This window comes from Eggerthella sp. BIOML-A4, assembly GCF_009875575.1.
Taxonomy (GTDB): Bacteria; Actinomycetota; Coriobacteriia; order Coriobacteriales; family Eggerthellaceae; genus Eggerthella; species Eggerthella lenta.
Window position 1 is genome coordinate 73,240 of the sequence record NZ_WWRX01000001.1, and the last position, 16,503, is coordinate 89,742.

Below are 16,503 nucleotides of genomic sequence, written 5' to 3' on the forward strand. Positions count from 1 at the left end.
GACGAGGAAACGAAAGGGAGAAGGCGTGCGTATGGTTATTCGCATCGATCAGAAGTCGGAAGAACCGCTGTACCTGCAGATACGCAGCCAGATCATCGCGGCCATCGCCACGGGCGAGCTGGTGCCCGGCACGGCGTTGCCATCCGTTCGCGCGCTGGCTAGCGACTTGGGCATCAACCTGCACACGGTGAACAAGGCGTACGCCGTGCTGCGCGACGAGGGCTACGTGCTGATGCGCGGCCGATCGGGCGCCTACATCGCCGACCCGTGCGAGGACGATCGGGCCGACCGCGCCCAAATCGAGCTGGCGAAGATGGAGGACGGCCTGTTCGAGCTGGCGTTGGCGCACCGGGCGCGCGGCGGCACGTGGGGCGAGTTCCTGGAGTGCGCGCAGCGCCAGGCCGCGCGCGCCTACGGGGCGGGCGAACGATCCGATGCCCGAACTGCGCAAGCGAGCCGCGACGCGCAGGGCGAGAACATCGAGCGCGCCGCCTCGTGCGAACCGGCGTTCAAAGGGGGTGCGCTGTAGTGGAAGGGTTCGACCCGACCGTCATGATGGCCGTTACGGCATTGCTCATGCCGGTCATCGGCGCGTTCATGGCCATCACCCCGTACCTCATGCGCCGCGGCGAGGTGTTCACGGTCACCGTTCCCACCTCCGAGCAGCACGATCCGTACGTCGTAGGACTCAAGCGCCGCTACGCCGCCATCGTCGGGTCGGCTACGGCGGTGTTCACGGTCGTCGGCTTCGCGAGCGCCGCCATGGGCAACGCAGGCGGCGTGCTGGGCGCGCTGATCGTCGGGTCGCTGGCGGTGACCGCAGGCGGCTACGCGCTCATGCTGGCGTTCCGCGCCAAGATGTCCGCATACAAAGCCAAGCGCGGTTGGACGGCTGACGCGCAAGAGTCCGTCGCGGTGGTGGGCGAGCAGCCCGTGCCGCGAGCCATCTCTCTCAAATGGAACCTGTTGTACCTGCCCATCATGGCCATCACCTTCGCCGTGGGCGCGGTGGGTTACGTGCATATGCCCGACATGATTCCCATGCATATGGGCTTCGACGGCACCGTGAACGATTGGACTGAGAAAACCCCGCTCATCCTGTGGATGCCGGTACTCATCCAGGGGTTCATGGCCGCGTGTTTCGTGTTCTCCCACTGGACCATCGCTCGTTCGAAGAAGTGGGCCGAACCCGGCGCGCCGGCCACGTCGGCGCTGGCCTACGGCCTGTTCGCCCGCGCGCAGAGCATCTATCTGGTGGCGGGAGGCGTGGTGATAGCGGTGGCCATGATCGCCATGCCGCTGTCGTTCATGAACGTGATCGACCTGGGTCAGGCAGCCGTCTTCATCATGATCGCGGCTATCGTGCTGTGCGTCGGCGCCATGGCGATCAGCCTCGTGTACGGCCAGGCGGGTTCACGCGTGTTCAAGAACATGCAGACATCCGATCGGCTGCATGTGGACGACGACCGTTATTGGAAGTTCGGCGTGTTCTACTGCAACCCCGACGATGCCAGCCTGTTCCTGCCCGAGCGTTTCGGCGTCGGTTGGACGCTGAACTGGGCGCGCCCTGCTGTGTGGGCCATCGTCGCAGGCGGTTTCGTGGTGACGGCTGCTTTCGTGGTCGCGGTGATGCTGCTGTTCTAGGCGAGGCGCGTGCTACGTGCGCGGGTTGCATGCGCAAGCTGGGCAGCCGAGGCGAAGTCCCCCTGAAAATGAGACATTGACTCCGTCCTTTTGTCTTGTTCTACACGTTGTCCTCCAGATCGATTTGCATGAGCATCACGTTCTCGCGCAGCCGTTTGTACGAGAAGCGGGGCAGCGCCCCCTCCTCGTAGCGCGCCTGAATAGCTTCCAGCTCAAGCCGCAGTCCTTGGCGCTGGATGTCCACGGCTTTGTTCGCAGTGCTGGTCAGCACGGTGATGGACGGGCTTGCGGCGCTGTGAATGGTTTGCACGAGGCTTTGGTATTCCAGTAGCAGCTTGCTCAGGTTCTCGGTAGGCTCTTCCGAAGTGGGAGAGGCGAGCTCCGCCTGCAACTTTTCGATGACGTGCTCGTTGCTGCGGAGGCGCAGGTCGCGCTCGGCCTGCACGCGCTCGGAGAGATCGTCGCCGGGCAGCGCCTCCACGATACGATGCCATCCTGCGTGAGCGAGCGTGCGCACGCGCAGGTAGGCGATTTGCAGCGACACACGGTCGGCATGATGGCGCAGCAGATTTTCCGTGCGCGAGAGGCGCTTGATGTGCCGGTACCCTATCAGCTGATCCACTTCCTCGCGTTCAAGGAGATCGAGCGTGAAATCGCGTTCCCACCGGTTCGCTTTCAGGCGCAAGGGCGTCATGGACTCGTCGGGCAGTTCGCTTCTGTTCTTCAGGCGGGCTATGCGCTCGTTGTAGCCGTGGACGACCGCTTGCGTGGCCGCGCGGTTCTCGCCGGTTTGACGTGCCGCCAGCTCTTCGATGACCGATCGGAGTATCTCGATATTGGCTTGCTCCTCGTCGAAGCAATCCTCGTCGTCGGTATCTTTCTTCGGCGCGATCAGCGGCACGGCGAACGTGGCCAACAGCATGGTGACCACGATGACGCCGCATGCTAGGAACAGCAGCAGCTCGCGCTGCGGGATGGAGAACGGAATAGTGAACGCCACGGCAAGCGTGATGGTTCCCTTCGGGCCGGCCAAGGTCATGATGGCCGTCGAGCGAAGCTCATCCAACGTCATCCGGCCTCTGCGCTGGCGATGGACGCGCTCCATGATAAGCACCCAAAGGAAGCGGGCGGCCAGCATGAGCACGGTGATGCCCAGGATGTAGCCGATGAGAGCGTCGTTGTCGATGGTGACGTTTTCCCAGGTACGCTGCATGGCGCGCGGCAGCTGAGTACCCAGAAGCACGAATACGATGCCGTTGAGGGCGAACGTCAGCACGCGCCACACGCTGGCGGACACGATATTCATGCGCGAGACGGACGGGCCGATGGCGCGCGGCGATACGACGTTCAAAATGCCGGCGGCGACGACCGCGATGATACCGCTGGTGCCCAGCGCGTTGGCCACCAGGTACACGATGAACGGCACGAACACCTCGAACAGCACATGGAACGTGGTGTTCTCGAGGCCCCACGAGCGCACGCGGCGCACGATGAAGTTGCCCGTGAGCCCCAACGCTACGCCCACGAGTACGCCGCCGAGGAATGCGAAGAAGAAGTTCGCCGTGGCGCCGACCAGCGAGAATGTACCGGTGACGGCTGCGGCTATGGCGAATTGGAACGACACGATGCCCGAGGCGTCGTTGATGATGGATTCGCTTTCCAAGATATTGCGCGAACGTGCGGGGATCTTCACCTGCTTCGACAGCGAGGCGACCGACACCGCGTCGGTGGGTCCGAGCGCGGCGCCCAAGGCGAACGCCGCGGCCAAGGGGATGGATGGAACCAGCCAGTTGACGGCGAACCCGATGATCAGGGCCGAGGCGATGACCAGCCCGACGGCCAGCGACAGCACCGGGCGTTTGTTCTCCCACAGCGCCTTCTTGTCGAGGTTTTTGGCCTCGTCGTACAGAAGCGGGGCTATGAACAGCACTAGGAACAGGTTGGGATCGAAGGCGATGCTGATCTGCGTGCCCATGACCAGCGCGATGAGCAGGCCCAGCCCTATCTGGATGAGGGGCGATGACACTTTGGGAACCAGCTGGTCGATGACGGATGAGAGCAGCACGGCGGCCAGCATGAGCAGCGAGAATTCAAGGAGTTCCACGCGGCGCCTCCTTTTGCATGATGATCAGGGCTTGACCCCATTGTAACGCAATCGCTAGCTGGCGGGGCGTTGCGAGCCGGTCTTCCTGCTTGGGGTCGGGATTCGAGACGAGGCTTCGTATGGGCATGAGGCGCAAGATGAGGGCGGCCTTCTCGTGGATCGGCGGCTCGCTTTCCCGCCATGCGCTATAATCGGCCTTCCGAACTACATGAAGAAGGATGGCGGGCGATGGCGTTTCTGCTTGGATGCGAAAAGGTGCGGGTCGATTTCCCCACGAAAGAGGTGTTCTCCGAGGTGTCGCTGGGCGTTGACGAGGGCGACCGGGTGGGCATCGTCGGGCGCAACGGCGACGGCAAGTCGACGCTGCTGAACCTGTTGGCAGGCACGCTGGATCCCGACGAAGGCCGCGTGCTGCGTAACGGCGCCGTGCGCGTGGGCGTGCTGGGACAGGCCGACTCGCTCGATCCCGCTGCCACGGTGGGGCAATCCGTGGTGGGCGATCTGCCTGAATACGAGTGGGCCGGCGACGCGCGCATCCGCGACATCATTGCCGGGTTGGCCGGCGACATCCCTTGGGACGCGCAGGTGGGAACGCTGTCGGGCGGGCAGCGCCGTCGAGTGGACCTCGTGCGGCTGCTCATCGGCGACTGGGACGTGCTGGCGCTGGACGAGCCCACGAACCATCTGGACGTGCGCGCTATCACGTGGCTGGCGGACCATCTGAAAACCCGCTGGAAAAAGGGCGCGGGCGCGCTGTTGGTAGTCACGCACGACCGTTGGTTCCTCGACGAGGTGTGCCTGCGTATGTGGGAGGTGCACGATAAACGGGTGGAGCCGTTCGAGGGCGGATTCTCGGCCTACATCATGCAGCGCGTGGAGCGCGATCGCGTGGCCGCGCTAGCCGAGCAGAAACGCCAGAACGAGCTGCGCCGCGAGCTGGCGTGGCTCTCGCGCGGCGCACGGGCGCGTGCGACGAAGCCGAAGTTCCACGTGGCCGCCGCCCAGGAACTCATCGCCGACGTGCCGCCTTTGCGCGACGAGTTGGAGCTCAAGCGCATGGCCATGGCGCGCCTGGGCAAGCAGGTGGTCGACCTCGAGCACGTGAGCGTGCGCTTCGACGACAAGACGATCCTCGACGACGTGGACTGGATCATCGGTCCGGGCGACCGCTACGGCATCGTCGGCGAGAACGGCACGGGCAAGACCACGCTGCTGCGCGTGATCCAGGGCTTGCAGCGCCCGAACGCCGGCGAGGTGAAGATCGGCAAGACCGTGCGCTTCGCCGTGCTGTCGCAGCACTTGGACGACCTGTCCGAGCTGGGCGACGACCGCGTGCGCCAGGTCATCGGCCGCTACAGCCGTCGCACGATGCTGGACGGCAAGGAGATGACGCCCGCCCAGCTGCTGGAGAAGCTGGGCTTCAAGCGCGCCGACCTCAACGAGCCGGTGAAGGACTTGTCCGGCGGGCAGAAGCGCCGTCTGGCCCTCATGTTGATCCTGCTGGACGAGCCGAACGTGCTGATCCTCGACGAGCCCGGCAACGACCTGGACACCGACATGCTGGCCGTGGTGGAGGACCTGTTGGACGCCTGGCCGGGCACGCTGCTTCTGGTCACGCACGACCGCTACCTCATGGAGCGCGTCACCGACCACCAGTTCGCCCTGGTGAACGGGAAGATCCGTCATCTGCCGGGTGGGGTGGACGAGTATTTGAGGTTGTCCGACGCCGCTTCCGCGACGGAGCAGACCTCAGGGTCGCGTCCCGTGCGCGCTGCCGACGCGCAAGCTTCCGCGGTCGAAGCATCGACCGAAAGCCCCAAGCTTTCCGGCGGCGAGCAGCGCGCCCTGCGCAAGCTCATGCAGTCGAACGAGCGCAAGATGGACACGCTCAACGCCAAGATCGACGACGTCCGCGCGAGCATGGCTGCGGCCGACCCCACCGACTTCGCCGCCTTGGGAGACTTCCAGGCCCAGATCAACGACCTGCAACAGCAGATCGATGCCCTTGAGGAAGAATGGATGGAAGCCGCCGAGAAGCTGGGGGAGTAGGCTTCGATTGCCGGTCCTGCGCTATTTCCACGTGCGTCCCGCGGGGTCGTTGGCTTCGCGCGGGGCGGACGACGGGGTCGGCGTTTGGGACGACGCGGGGTCTTCGGGTCCCCGGGACCAGGGATCATCTTGCTGCGCGTACTTCACCCAGGCGTCCTCCTGGCGCGCTTCGGCGATCCAGTCTTCCTGGGTCTTCGACACCACGCTGCCGATCATCCACACGATGCCGCACAGGATGCCGCCCACCACGAAGGCGATCCAGCTGATGGCGAAACCGCCCGCGCCGCGGCGGATGGCGTCTTTGAGCGCGAACTTGTCGATGCCGTCCCAGCCGCCGATCTGGTCGAACAGCGGCACGAAGCCCCACACCAGGAACACGATGGTGGCCAGCAGCATGATGCAGCCGCAGATGACGCCCATCACGCGTTCGGCGCGAATCTGCTCGGGTGACTTGACGACGGCGGTAGAGGGCATGTCGGCACCCAGGTTGCGGCGATGCGCGATGTAGGTGAGCTCGGAGAGGTCGTACTTCGACTTTTGCATGCAGGCCCAGATGAGAATGCCAATGGCGATGGCGAGGATGAGCATGAAGGGGAACATGACGAGCTCCTCCACGTATGCGCCGTTGATCATGGAGCTACTGTTGTCGGGTACGAGGCCGATTAGCATGATGACGTCGATGAGGATGAGACCCACGCAGACGGCGATGAGCGTCGGGTAGCGTTGCCCGAACCGATCGAGCGTGTCGGAGGAGTACCGCGGCTCGATGGAAGGGTTGCGACGCTTGAATTCGCTGTGGTTGAGACTGCCGACGACCAGGATTACCACGCCGATGACGATGCAGGAAAGCAGGGCGACGGTCTGCAGGTTATCCGGCCAGCCGAAGGCTTCAAGCAGCGCGTTCAGACCCACGCCGACCAGGATGCAGGCGACGCCGGCTGCGATGGACAGGTCGAAGCGGTTCATGTGCTCGTCGTAGCGCTCGGTGTCGTTTTCTTTGACGACATGCACGCTGCCGCGCATGAGGTCGTCGAGGCTGGTATGGAACAGGTCGCATAATTGCAGCAGCTTGTCCATTTCAGGGTAGTTCGTGCCGGCTTCCCATTTGCTGACGGTCTGGCGCGACACGCTTAACTGCTCGGCAAGCCCTTCCTGCGTGATGCCGTAATGCTGGCGCAGGTACACGAGGTTGTCGGCGAAACTCATGGCGGTCCCTTCTTCGCGGTCGATTGCATGATACCCGAAGCGCGGAGCTGAGCGGCCGCGCTTCTGCGTTTACCATCATGCGGTTGCAGAGCCGCCCGCTCTACCAATCTGGTGTTGCGTTTTGGGATTTTCTCCGCACGCTCAGGGTGCGAAGCATTTTGAACTGGGGTTTTGTAAAACAGGTATCAAGTTCGTGCAAAGTAGTCGTGTAGGGTCACGCAGGTTGACGCGAGCGTCGTACAATGATCGGAACACGCGGTTATTTCAAGGAGGGCTTTCTGATGATCAAGCTTATCGCCAGCGATATGGACGGCACGTTCCTCGACGGAAACGAGTGCGTGCCGGAAGGCTCGTACGACCTCGTTATGCGTTTGCGCGATGCGGGGATCCAGTTCGTAGCATCGTCGGGTCGGCGCTTCGACACGCTGCACGAGCTGTTCGAACCGGTGGTCGACTGCATGGACTTCGTCGCGTCGAACGGCGCGCAGGTGATGGTCGCCGGCGAGCTGGTCGACTTGGAGGTGTTCTCTCATGCGGCCGTGAAGCGGTTGGCCCGTGTCGTTGATATGTTCGACACCATGCACCTTGCGCTGTTCGACGAGACGCGCAGCTACTTGTTGGACGACGAAGCGCGCTTCGAGCGAGAGGTGGACAAGAACCTGCCGAACCCCGTGCGCGTGTTCGACGTGCCCTCGCCGCAGACGAGCATCCTGAAAGCATCCGTGTATTGCGACGATGCCGTCATGGACATGGCCTACATCCTCACGCGCGAGCTGGACGACGACTTCGTGTTCGCGCCGTCAGGCCGTAAATGGATCGACGTCATGCAGCGCGGCGTGAGCAAGGCGACGGGCATCCAGCAGGTGCTGGACGCGCACGGCATCCAGGCGAGCGAGATGATGGCGTTCGGCGACTCCATGAACGACTACGAAATCCTGCGCATGGCGGGAACGAGCGTCGCCATGGGCAACGCTCGGTCGGCCATCAAGCAGATCGCCACGAAGGTGATCGGCACGAACGTCGACCACAGCGTCCAGCGCGAGCTTCACGCCCTGCTGGAGGGCGCGCGGTAGGACGGTTTTGAATTTGTGCAGACGGTGTCTGCACAAATGGGTTCGCTCTGCAATGGCATCCTTTTGGGTGGGACGTAAAATCCGTGCTGCAGAAGGCCTGCGCTCTTCGAAAGGCGCTTCGTTACGCGTGGATTACCAGCTCGCTTGTCGGGATGCGCTCGGTGGCGTGGCGGTCGGGGCTCTTCAGCTCGCCGGCGGGATGCCCGACGGCCAGGATGTTCACCGGGATCAACGTTTCCGGCAGCCCGAATTCCTCTCGGATGACCGTGGGGTCGAAGCGACAGATCCAGACGCTTCCCAGGCCCAGGTCGGTGGCGGCCAGCATCATGTGGTCGGTGAGGATGGACGCGTCCACATGGACGGCGCTCATGCCGTCGAGCGGACGCTTCCACGCCTTCTCGCCGTCGGCGCACACGACGAATGCGAGCGGCGCGTCGAACACGTTCGCGGCTTTCGCCAGGCTGGCGAGCCCTTCCTCGCTGGTCACCTGGAGGATGCGCACAGGTTGGCGGTTCGCGGCGGTCGGCGCGACGCGGGCCGCTTCGACGATGGCGTCGATGTGCTCCTGGCTGACGGGGACGGGCTGGTAGGCGCGGGTCGAGCAGCGCTTTTTGGCGAGATCGAGAAACGACATGGGTGCTCCTATCTCTGAGGCGAGCGACGGTTCGTTCTTCCTCCATACTACTCTTCGGTTTCTGCGGGGCAAGTAGATACTTTTTTGGAATATACTACCCGAAAAGAAAGTATTGGACGGAAGAGGCTGCGCATGAAAACCTGTCCCGACGCGTACCATTGCCCGGTCGAGGCAACCATCGACATCGTGGGCGGCAAGCACAAGGTGCTCATCCTGTGGCACCTGAGCAAGGCCGGCGTGCTGCGTTTCGGCGAGCTGCAACGCCGCATGTCGCAGGCCACGCCCAAGATGCTCACCCAGCAGCTGCGCGAGCTGGAGGCCGACGGCATGGTGCATCGCGAGCTGTACCACCAGGTGCCGCCCAAAACCGAGTACTCGCTCACCCAGCGCGGCGTCAGCTTCGTCCCCGTCCTCAACGCCATGTGCGCCTGGGGAAAGGACGTGCTGGACGAGGTGGGGAAGCCGTCGCCCGAAACTTCGGAGGTTCTGGCGGGTTGACCGCTTCGGCATCGCGCAGTATGCTGGGCGACGCTGTATCCGCCTCAACGAGAAGGCACACATGAAGCTTTGCAGAGTAGCGGCTCCGCGCATGATCGCCGATGAAGCATCGCACGGAGCCGAGGGGCATATTCATCGGCATCGATAGACGCGCCGCGCGAAACCCGGGCGCGCGTTTCCTTTGATGCCGGCATGACGGACTCGTTCAGCGCCGCAGGTGATGATTCATCTGCGGCGTTTTTTTGCGCCCTCGGGCGCTTCGTTACGTTTCCGCATTCCGAATTCTCAGAGGTGAACCTATCGTGTCAGATGCTTCTCTTTCCTTTACCGAAGGGCCGCTGTTCAGGCGGTTGCTGGCGTTCGCGTTGCCGCTCATGGCGGTGAACCTGCTGCAGTACGTGTACCAGGCTGTGGACATGGTGGTGGTCGGCCAGGTGGTGGGGCCGGTGGGGCTCGTGTCCATCAGCAACGCGACGAACGCCGCCTATATCGTGAACGCGTTCGTCATCGGCCTCACGGCGGGCGGCGGCGTGGTCGTCGCGCGGTTCGTGGGCGCGCGCGACGTGGCCGGCCAGCGGCGCGCGTACGCGGCCACGTTGGCGGTGGCCCTGGCGGGGTCGGCGGCCATCGCCGTGCTGGGCGTGGCGTTGGCGCGCCCAGCCTTCACGGCGAACGCCGTGCCTGCGGCATCGCTCGAAGGCGCCGTCGGCTACACCGTGGTGCTGTGCTGCGGCTGCGCGGGGCCGTTCCTCATGAACGCCGCAGCGGCCTTCCTCAAGGCGCAGGGCGACGCGCGCACGCCGCTTCAGCTGGTGGGCGTATCGGCGCTGGTGAACGTGGCGCTCGACCTGGTGCTGGTGGGACCGGCGGGCCTCGGCGTGGTGGGCGCCGCCTGGGCGACGGTGGTCGCGCAGAGCGTGGCGGCCGTCGGCGCGCTCGTCGTGGTGCGGCGGCGTTTCCCCGGCGGGCGCCTGGCCGGCGCGTTTTCGCGTAGCGGCGACGTGCCGGTTGGAGCGAGCGTGATCGAGGTGCTGCGCGTGGGCGTTCCCTCTGCCGTGCAGATGGCGGTGGTGAACCTGTCGTACGCGCTGGTCACCGGGTTGCTGAACCGCTACGGCACCGACGTGGCCGCCGCTGCCGGCGTCGGCCTGCAGATCAGCACCATCGCGGGACTGCCGTGCTGGGCCATCGGCCAGGCCATCACCACGGCGGCGGCGCAGAACGCAGGCGCGGGCGAGCTGCGCCGGGCCCGCGACGTGGCGCGCATCGGCGCCACGTTCAACGTGAGCGTGATCGTGGGCGTGCAGATCGCGGTGCAGTTGCTGGCGCCGGCGCTGGTGGTCGCGTACGGCCTGACCGAGCCGTTAACGATGGATACGGCCGTGCTGTACCTTCGCATCACGTGCAGCGTGAACGGGCTGTTCTACGCGGCCATGTACAGCTTCGACTCGTTCGCATTGGGGGCGGGCACGCCGCGGCTCGTGTTGGCGAACTCGCTGATCGACGCGTTCGTCGTGCGCTTCGGCCTGGCGTTTCTGCTGAGCGGCGTGCTGGGCTTCGGCTACGTGGGCATCTTCGTCGCCCAGGCGGCGTCGCCCGTGATGCCGGCGCTCATCGGCGCCCTCTACCTGCGCCACTGGACGCGCACACGGGACGTGTAGGGGGGAGGTAACTCGAAACCGTTGTCGCCCGAAACGTGCGCTTTTGAGCGAAAAAACGCACGTTTCGGGCGACAACGGCAATCGGGAGCAGGGCGCGACGCGTTAGTCGATCCCTCGGCGTGCTGGCTGGGCGGCGCCGAGGGCCGGCTTCGTCAGCGCTTGTTGAACGGCACGATGGTGGCGGGGATGCCGCCCTTCATGACGAGTTTCGGCTCGCCTTCGATGAGCGGCCGGAAGTACGCGACCGCTTCCGGCGTAATGCCCTGGTAGTTCGGCAGGATCCACTCGGCGGGGAAGCGTTTGACGAAATTGGCGAACTCGCTTGCGGGACCGGCGAACAGCTCGGCCTCGTAGCGGCCCTCGGCTGCGGCCTCCGGGTTGCGGCGGATGCCCACCACCTGGCCGGTGAAGGCGGGGTCGGCGCTGCGCATGTGGGCGCTCATTCCCAGGTCGTAGGCCTCGGTCACGTCCACGAGGCTCTGCGCGAAGTTGCTGGAGCGCGCCGCGCGCGACAAATCCTGCACCACGCCGCGCGGCACGATGCCCGTGTTGACAATCATTTGCTTGATCGTTTGCGCCGCCCCGCCCAGCACGGCGTGGGCGAACCCGTCGTGCGCAGTATCGCCGGCGGACAGATAGGTGCCGTCGGCGTAGCGCGCGCCCTCGGACACTACGATGTAGCACGAGCCGGTGGCCTCGAACTTCGCGCGCACTTCGGCGAGAAACGCGTCGCGGTCGAAGGCGACCTCGGGCAGCACCAACAAATCGACGTCGCCGGTGATGCAGCAGCTCGCCGCCAACCAGCCCGCGTCGCGTCCCATCACTTCCAGAACGAACACCTCGGGGCGCGTGTACGCGTCGTAGTCGAGGCGCGTCGCGTGCGTGATCTGGCAGGCCACCTTCGCTGCGCTGGGGAAGCCGGGGCAGTGGTCCACCGGTACCAGGTCGTTATCGACGGTTTTGGGGATGCCGACGAAGCGCTTGCTCGGCGCGTTCTCGGCCGCCCATTCGGCCAGTGCGTCCACGGTGTCCATGGAGTCGTTGCCGCCGATGTAGAACATGGTTTCGATGTCGTGTGCGTCCATCACGTCGGCGAGGCGGCGGAAATCGGCCTCGTCGTCGCGCTTCAGCTTGTAGCGACACGTGCCAAGCGCCGACGAGGGCGTCTGCTTGAGCAGGTCGAGCTCGCGTTCCGACAGGTCGGTGAGGTCGTACAGCTGGTCGGCCAGCACGCCCTCGATGCCGTGGATGCCGCCCAGCACGCGGTCGTACAGCGGGTTCAGCTGGTTCGCGCGGATGACGCCGGCCAGACTGGCGTTGATAACGGCGGTGGGCCCGCCGGATTGTGCAACAAGGCAGGTGCTCATAGGTCGATGCTCCTGTTCTCTCTGATCGCTTTGACGCATGCGCACCAGTATGATGCTGCCCAGGACGTGCGGCAAACTTTTTCTTGCCTTCTCCACTGGAGGAGCGTAGGATACATACCGTTGGTATGTAACGTGATGGAGAGGAGGGCCGATGGCCCGCAACAAGCATCCCGAGGAGACGGTGAACCTCATCCTCGACGTGGCCTTGGCCCTGTTCTTCGAGAAAGGGTACGACAATACCAGCATTCAGGACATCATCGATGGGCTGGGCGGCTTGACGAAGGGGGCGGTGTACCACCACTTCAAGTCGAAGGAAGACATCCTGTCGGCTGCGCTCGACCGCGACAATCAAGCGCTGTTCGACGAGCTTCGCCGCATCCGCGACGACGGCCGCATGACCGGTGCCGAGAAGCTGCAGGCGCTGTTCGCGGCATCCATCACCGGGCCGCAGATGGACATGTGGGCCAAGGCGGCCCCCGACGTGGATCCGGTGAAGAACGCGCGTTTGCTGGGCCTGCAGTACCAGGCGGTGCTCCAGGAGACGGTGCCCGATTTCGTGTTGCCCATCGTGGAGCAGGGGGTGCGCGACGGCAGCATCCAAACCGATCATCCGCGCGAGTTCAGCGAGGTCATCGTGCTGTTGGCGAACCTTTGGGTTAGCCCCATGTTCCGTTCCGCCACCGCCGAGGAGCTGCGTGCGCGCGTCGATTACTACCTCGATATCGTGAAGGCGCTGGGCGGCCTGTCCCTGGAAGTGGGCGGGTTGGCTACCATCCTCGAGGGGTATCGCAGGCAATTCCATGAAAGGCTTGATACTATGAGCTCGTAAATACGTACGAATGTTTCACGTGAAACATTCCGACAGCACGAAGGCGGGCAAGGGAAGGTCGAGCGAGCGGATGCTCCCGGCTGTCGTTGTGAGCGAGCGCGGCGAGTCGAAGGGCCCCGCTCGGGATGACGGCGCGTGCTTGCGGTTTCCTCTTGCGATGTCTTAGCGAACCCTGGTTGCCTGGCAACCTTCTTTTTTACCCAATATACATACCAACCGAATGTATGTAAAAGAAAGGAACAATCATGAACACCCTGCTCAACCGATCGTTCGTTTCGGTGATCTTCGCGCAGATTGCTTCGTTGTTCGGCGATGCTGTGCTGCGCTTCGCCCTGCCGCTGTACGTGCTGAACCAAACGGGCTCGGCTGCGCTCATGGGCGCGGTGTCGGCCTGCGCGTGGATCCCCTACATCGTGCTGACGCCCATCGGCGGGGTGGCCGCCGATCGCGTGAACAAGCGGCGCATCATGGCGGCGCTCGACATCCTTCTGGCGACGACGTGTGCGGCGTTTCTCGCGCTCGACGGCGTCATCGACCTCGTCGGCCTGTGCATCTGCGCGCTCATCGTCCTGTACGCCGCGCAGAGCGTGTACCAGCCCACCGTGCAGGCGGCGGTGCCGTTCATCGTCCCGCGCGACGGCATCGTGCGCGCCACCGCCGTCGTCAGCCAGATCAGCGCGCTGTCGGGCCTCGTGGGCCCGGTGCTGGGCGGCCTGCTGTTCGGCCTGTTCGGCATCGAGCCGGTGGTGCTCGTGTCGGGTGTGGCGTTCGCGGTTTCCGCCGTGCTCATCGTCACCGTGGTGCGCATCCCGCGCGACGCTATCGAGCGCAGCGGCGTGGGCGTGGTGCGCACGGTGGCGAACGACATCGCCGAGAGCTTCGCGTTCCTGCGCCACGAACGCACGGTCATCCTCAAGGTGATCTTCCTGGTGGCGGGCATCAACGTCACGCTGACGGCGTTCATCCTCATCGGCGCGCCGGTTGTGATCACACAGATCCTGGGCCTGCCGAACCAGTACATGGGCTTCGCCGAAGGTGCGTTGGCGCTGGGTGGTTTGGCGGGCGGCATCTCGGTGGGCGTGTTCGCCGGGCGTTTGCGCCTCAGCCGCGCTCCGCTGTTCCTGCTGGTGGCGGCCTTGGGATTGCTGCCTATCGCCGTGGTGCTGGGCGTGCAGATGGATGCGATGGCAGCGTACGGCTTGGTGGTGGCTGGGCTGTTCGTGTCCATGGCGTGCGCTACGATGTTCAGCATCCAAGCCATCTCGTTCGTGCAGCTCGAGACGCCCGGCCACCTGGTGGGGAAGGTGATCGCGCTTACCATGTCGCTGGCGAACTGCGCGCAACCCGTGGGGCAGCTCATCTACGGCGGCCTGTTCGACGCGCTGCGCGGCAACCTCGTGCCGGTGGCGCTGGGCACGGCGGCCATCGCATTCGTCATCGGCTTGGTTACGTTCCGCGTGCTGAAGAAGGGCTTGGCCGAGCTGCAAGCAGCCGTGCCGGGGGCCGCAGATGCGCGGTGAAAACCCTGATTTTTGGCAGTTTTCGACGGGATTCTGCCGTCTCTTTCTGAACTCGTTGCTTTATGCCGAGACAGAGCTTTTGCCTGGATGTATCGGGCCTGGTTAGGGAGCCGGACGCGGAAAGGCCGAAGGGCGCGGGCTTTCTCGATGACGGAATCGCGTCGATTCCTGCCGAAATTTCCGGTTTCCGATGCGCTGCCTGGTTTCGCGGGGTGTTGAGCGGTTCGTGTGCCGCGGGTTCCTCGATCGGCCGGAATTCGGGATCCGCAAGAGGCGCGTGCTTGCGGCATGCGAGGGCGCGGCCCCTCGCGGCCCTAGTCCACGCCGCGTAGCTGAGCGCCCGGCACGACGGCCTGCAACTCGGGCAGCAGTGCCCGCAGGTCGTCGGGGTCCCATGCGTGGAAGCGACCTTCACCTCCCAGCACGCTCTCCGCGTCGATGAAGCTTTGCAGGTGCCATGCTTGTACGCCTTCGACCCACGCAGCCAGCGCGCGCAGGTCGTCGGCTGTGTGCAGCTCGCGCACCACGGTGGTGCGCACCTCGTAGGGGACCGCGCCCGAACGCAGGAAGTCGAGAGACTCCTGCACCGGCGCGAGGTCGAACGCGGGGACGCCGACGGTTTCGGCGTAACGCTCTGGCGCGTTCTTCACGTCCATGGCCGCATAATCCACAAGGCCTTCCTCAACAAGCGCGCGCAAGCGGCCGGGGAAGCTGCCGTTCGTATCCAGCTTCACGGCGAACCCCAGCTCGTGCACGCGAGCGCAGAACTCATCGATACCGGGCTGCAGCAACGGTTCACCGCCTGTGATGCACACGCCGTCGAGCAGCCCCTGGCGTTTGCCGAGGAACGCGAAGAGCTCGTCGATCGATAGGGCGCTGCTGTCCGCGGCTGCGCCATCGCGCTCTGCCTCGCCCGTCACCAAGGCGGCGTTGTGGCAGAACGGGCAACGGAAGTTACAGCCCGGCGTGAACACCGTGGCCGCGGTCTTGCCCGGGAAATCGAGCAGCGTGAGCTTCTGCAAGCCGGCGATGCGCATGGTTCAGGCTCCTTCGCCGCCGAGGGCGGCGACTGGTTCCGCGCCCGCGACCGGGTTCGCCTGCCTGCCGGCATCCGTGCCGGCGCATCCGCCGTCGTCCGCGGCATCCGTGCGCCCGTCCCCGCACGCATCGCCACGTGGCCCCGGATGCGCTTTGCCGCTTATCTCTTCGATGTCGATGGCCCACACGGACGTGTGCGGCCCTTCCTTCTCCATCGCTTTCCCGATACTGCGCTTTGCCTCCGGCACGTACTTCATGCAGAGATCCACCAGCGCATGTTTGAACTCGGTCGCTTCGACGACCTCGCGGACGCGGCCGAATGTCATGGCCGACCGGAAGCTGGTGGAGAAATCGCCGTCTTCGAAGAACGCCCCGACGCCCGTCACCGCTGTCGCGCACACGCGATCGTCGCGACGAAAATCGACCGTCTTGTGCCCGTCCTCGTTTGTGGCGTGGAAGTACAGCGTATCGCCTCGCCGCACGAAGGAGAGCGGCACGCCGTAGGGCATGCCGTCATCGTCCACGGTGGACACGATGGCGAACTCGGCGGCGTCGAGTACGGCCAGCGCCTCGTCGCGCGGCATCGCGCGCTCGGCTCGGCGCAGGGGGAAGCGGGTCATGACGGATGCTCCTTCTAGTTGGTTGCGCAGGGGTCTATCATAAACCCGCTGCGCCCTGCGATCAAACGCGTTGCCGCTCGCCGAAAGCTTCGGCGTCGGGCATCTGCAAAACGGCCCGCGCGGTGCTTTGTTCTAAACCCGCAGGTCGCTTTTCGAAGGGCTCCATCCAGAGCTCGCACAAAACCCCAGATGGCAAAATCTACCATATATAGTTGTGTATTGTGGAGGCATATTCAACATATGGATTACAGTCATTGACT

General features: G+C 64.6%; 14 protein-coding genes. 8 read left to right on the top strand and 6 right to left on the bottom strand.

The annotated features are described in order from the left end of the window. Positions 1–31: 31 nt before the first annotated feature. The gene (locus tag GT613_RS00355) at positions 32–529 is read left to right on the top strand and encodes a GntR family transcriptional regulator (RefSeq protein WP_009609402.1); all 498 of its coding nucleotides are present in this window, start codon (positions 32–34) and stop codon (positions 527–529) included. Further along, the gene (locus GT613_RS00360; RefSeq protein WP_009306858.1) at positions 529–1,644 is read left to right on the top strand and encodes a DUF1648 domain-containing protein; all 1,116 of its coding nucleotides are present in this window, start codon (positions 529–531) and stop codon (positions 1,642–1,644) included. Before GT613_RS00355 ends, GT613_RS00360 begins: the two co-directional genes overlap by 1 nt. A gap of 100 nt (positions 1,645–1,744) precedes the next feature. On the opposite strand, the gene GT613_RS00365 is transcribed toward GT613_RS00360, so the two are convergent. Continuing rightward, complete coding sequence (locus GT613_RS00365) at positions 1,745–3,748, bottom strand: sodium:proton antiporter (protein WP_009306857.1); 2,004 nt, start codon at positions 3,746–3,748, stop codon at positions 1,745–1,747. Between the two features lie 228 nt (positions 3,749–3,976). Between GT613_RS00365 and GT613_RS00370 the strand changes: the two genes are divergently transcribed. After that, a complete protein-coding gene (locus tag GT613_RS00370) occupies positions 3,977–5,797 on the top strand; it encodes an ABC-F family ATP-binding cassette domain-containing protein (RefSeq protein ID WP_161172450.1) in 1,821 nt (606 codons plus the stop codon). A gap of 21 nt (positions 5,798–5,818) precedes the next feature. Here the strand turns inward: GT613_RS00370 and GT613_RS00375 are convergent, their stop codons facing one another. Continuing rightward, positions 5,819–7,003, bottom strand: coding sequence for a helix-turn-helix transcriptional regulator (locus tag GT613_RS00375; RefSeq protein ID WP_114551560.1), 1,185 nt, complete (start codon positions 7,001–7,003; stop codon positions 5,819–5,821). A 281-nt stretch (positions 7,004–7,284) separates the two neighbouring features. Here GT613_RS00375 and GT613_RS00380 point away from each other — a divergent pair, with 281 nt between their 5' ends. Beyond that, complete coding sequence (locus GT613_RS00380; protein WP_114550020.1) at positions 7,285–8,076, top strand: HAD family hydrolase; 792 nt, start codon at positions 7,285–7,287, stop codon at positions 8,074–8,076. Positions 8,077–8,197: 121 nt separating this feature from the next. Here GT613_RS00380 and GT613_RS00385 read toward each other — a convergent pair whose 3' ends face one another. After that, entirely contained in the window at positions 8,198–8,710 is a 513-nt protein-coding gene (locus tag GT613_RS00385; protein WP_161172451.1) for a nitroreductase family protein, read from the bottom strand. Positions 8,711–8,842: 132 nt separating this feature from the next. Here GT613_RS00385 and GT613_RS00390 point away from each other — a divergent pair, with 132 nt between their 5' ends. After that, on the top strand, positions 8,843–9,208 hold the full coding sequence (locus GT613_RS00390) for a helix-turn-helix domain-containing protein (protein ID WP_009306852.1): 366 nt from the start codon (positions 8,843–8,845) through the stop codon (positions 9,206–9,208). Positions 9,209–9,510: 302 nt separating this feature from the next. Further along, entirely contained in the window at positions 9,511–10,869 is a 1,359-nt protein-coding gene (locus tag GT613_RS00395; protein WP_009609364.1) for an MATE family efflux transporter, read from the top strand. A 152-nt stretch (positions 10,870–11,021) separates the two neighbouring features. Here the strand turns inward: GT613_RS00395 and GT613_RS00400 are convergent, their stop codons facing one another. Next, the gene (locus GT613_RS00400) at positions 11,022–12,236 is read right to left on the bottom strand and encodes a diphosphate--fructose-6-phosphate 1-phosphotransferase (protein WP_161172452.1); all 1,215 of its coding nucleotides are present in this window, start codon (positions 12,234–12,236) and stop codon (positions 11,022–11,024) included. 151 nt (positions 12,237–12,387) lie between these two features. Between GT613_RS00400 and GT613_RS00405 the strand changes: the two genes are divergently transcribed. Together GT613_RS00405 and GT613_RS00410 are read left to right on the top strand one after the other, a co-directional pair. Beyond that, positions 12,388–13,065: a TetR/AcrR family transcriptional regulator gene (locus GT613_RS00405; protein ID WP_161172453.1), complete on the top strand. Its 678-nt coding sequence runs from the start codon at positions 12,388–12,390 to the stop codon at positions 13,063–13,065. A gap of 245 nt (positions 13,066–13,310) precedes the next feature. Continuing rightward, entirely contained in the window at positions 13,311–14,585 is a 1,275-nt protein-coding gene (locus GT613_RS00410; protein WP_161172454.1) for an MFS transporter, read from the top strand. 314 nt (positions 14,586–14,899) lie between these two features. Here the strand turns inward: GT613_RS00410 and GT613_RS00415 are convergent, their stop codons facing one another. Together GT613_RS00415 and GT613_RS00420 are read right to left on the bottom strand one after the other, a co-directional pair. Beyond that, positions 14,900–15,622, bottom strand: coding sequence for an anaerobic ribonucleoside-triphosphate reductase activating protein (locus tag GT613_RS00415; RefSeq protein ID WP_161172455.1), 723 nt, complete (start codon positions 15,620–15,622; stop codon positions 14,900–14,902). A gap of 3 nt (positions 15,623–15,625) precedes the next feature. Further along, on the bottom strand, positions 15,626–16,243 hold the full coding sequence (locus GT613_RS00420; protein ID WP_161172456.1) for a pyridoxamine 5'-phosphate oxidase family protein: 618 nt from the start codon (positions 16,241–16,243) through the stop codon (positions 15,626–15,628). Positions 16,244–16,503 lie beyond the last annotated feature (260 nt).

Coding starts and splice junctions, on each gene's coding strand:
- GT613_RS00410 (WP_161172454.1), top strand. CDS start 13,311: ATGAACACCCTGCTCAACCGATCGTTCGTTTCGGTGATCTTCGCGCAG.
- GT613_RS00355 (WP_009609402.1), top strand. CDS start 32: ATGGTTATTCGCATCGATCAGAAGTCGGAAGAACCGCTGTACCTGCAG.
- GT613_RS00420 (WP_161172456.1), bottom strand. CDS start 16,243: ATGACCCGCTTCCCCCTGCGCCGAGCCGAGCGCGCGATGCCGCGCGAC.
- GT613_RS00375 (WP_114551560.1), bottom strand. CDS start 7,003: ATGAGTTTCGCCGACAACCTCGTGTACCTGCGCCAGCATTACGGCATC.
- GT613_RS00390 (WP_009306852.1), top strand. CDS start 8,843: ATGAAAACCTGTCCCGACGCGTACCATTGCCCGGTCGAGGCAACCATC.
- GT613_RS00380 (WP_114550020.1), top strand. CDS start 7,285: ATGATCAAGCTTATCGCCAGCGATATGGACGGCACGTTCCTCGACGGA.
- GT613_RS00385 (WP_161172451.1), bottom strand. CDS start 8,710: ATGTCGTTTCTCGATCTCGCCAAAAAGCGCTGCTCGACCCGCGCCTAC.
- GT613_RS00370 (WP_161172450.1), top strand. CDS start 3,977: ATGGCGTTTCTGCTTGGATGCGAAAAGGTGCGGGTCGATTTCCCCACG.
- GT613_RS00400 (WP_161172452.1), bottom strand. CDS start 12,236: ATGAGCACCTGCCTTGTTGCACAATCCGGCGGGCCCACCGCCGTTATC.
- GT613_RS00405 (WP_161172453.1), top strand. CDS start 12,388: ATGGCCCGCAACAAGCATCCCGAGGAGACGGTGAACCTCATCCTCGAC.
- GT613_RS00415 (WP_161172455.1), bottom strand. CDS start 15,622: ATGCGCATCGCCGGCTTGCAGAAGCTCACGCTGCTCGATTTCCCGGGC.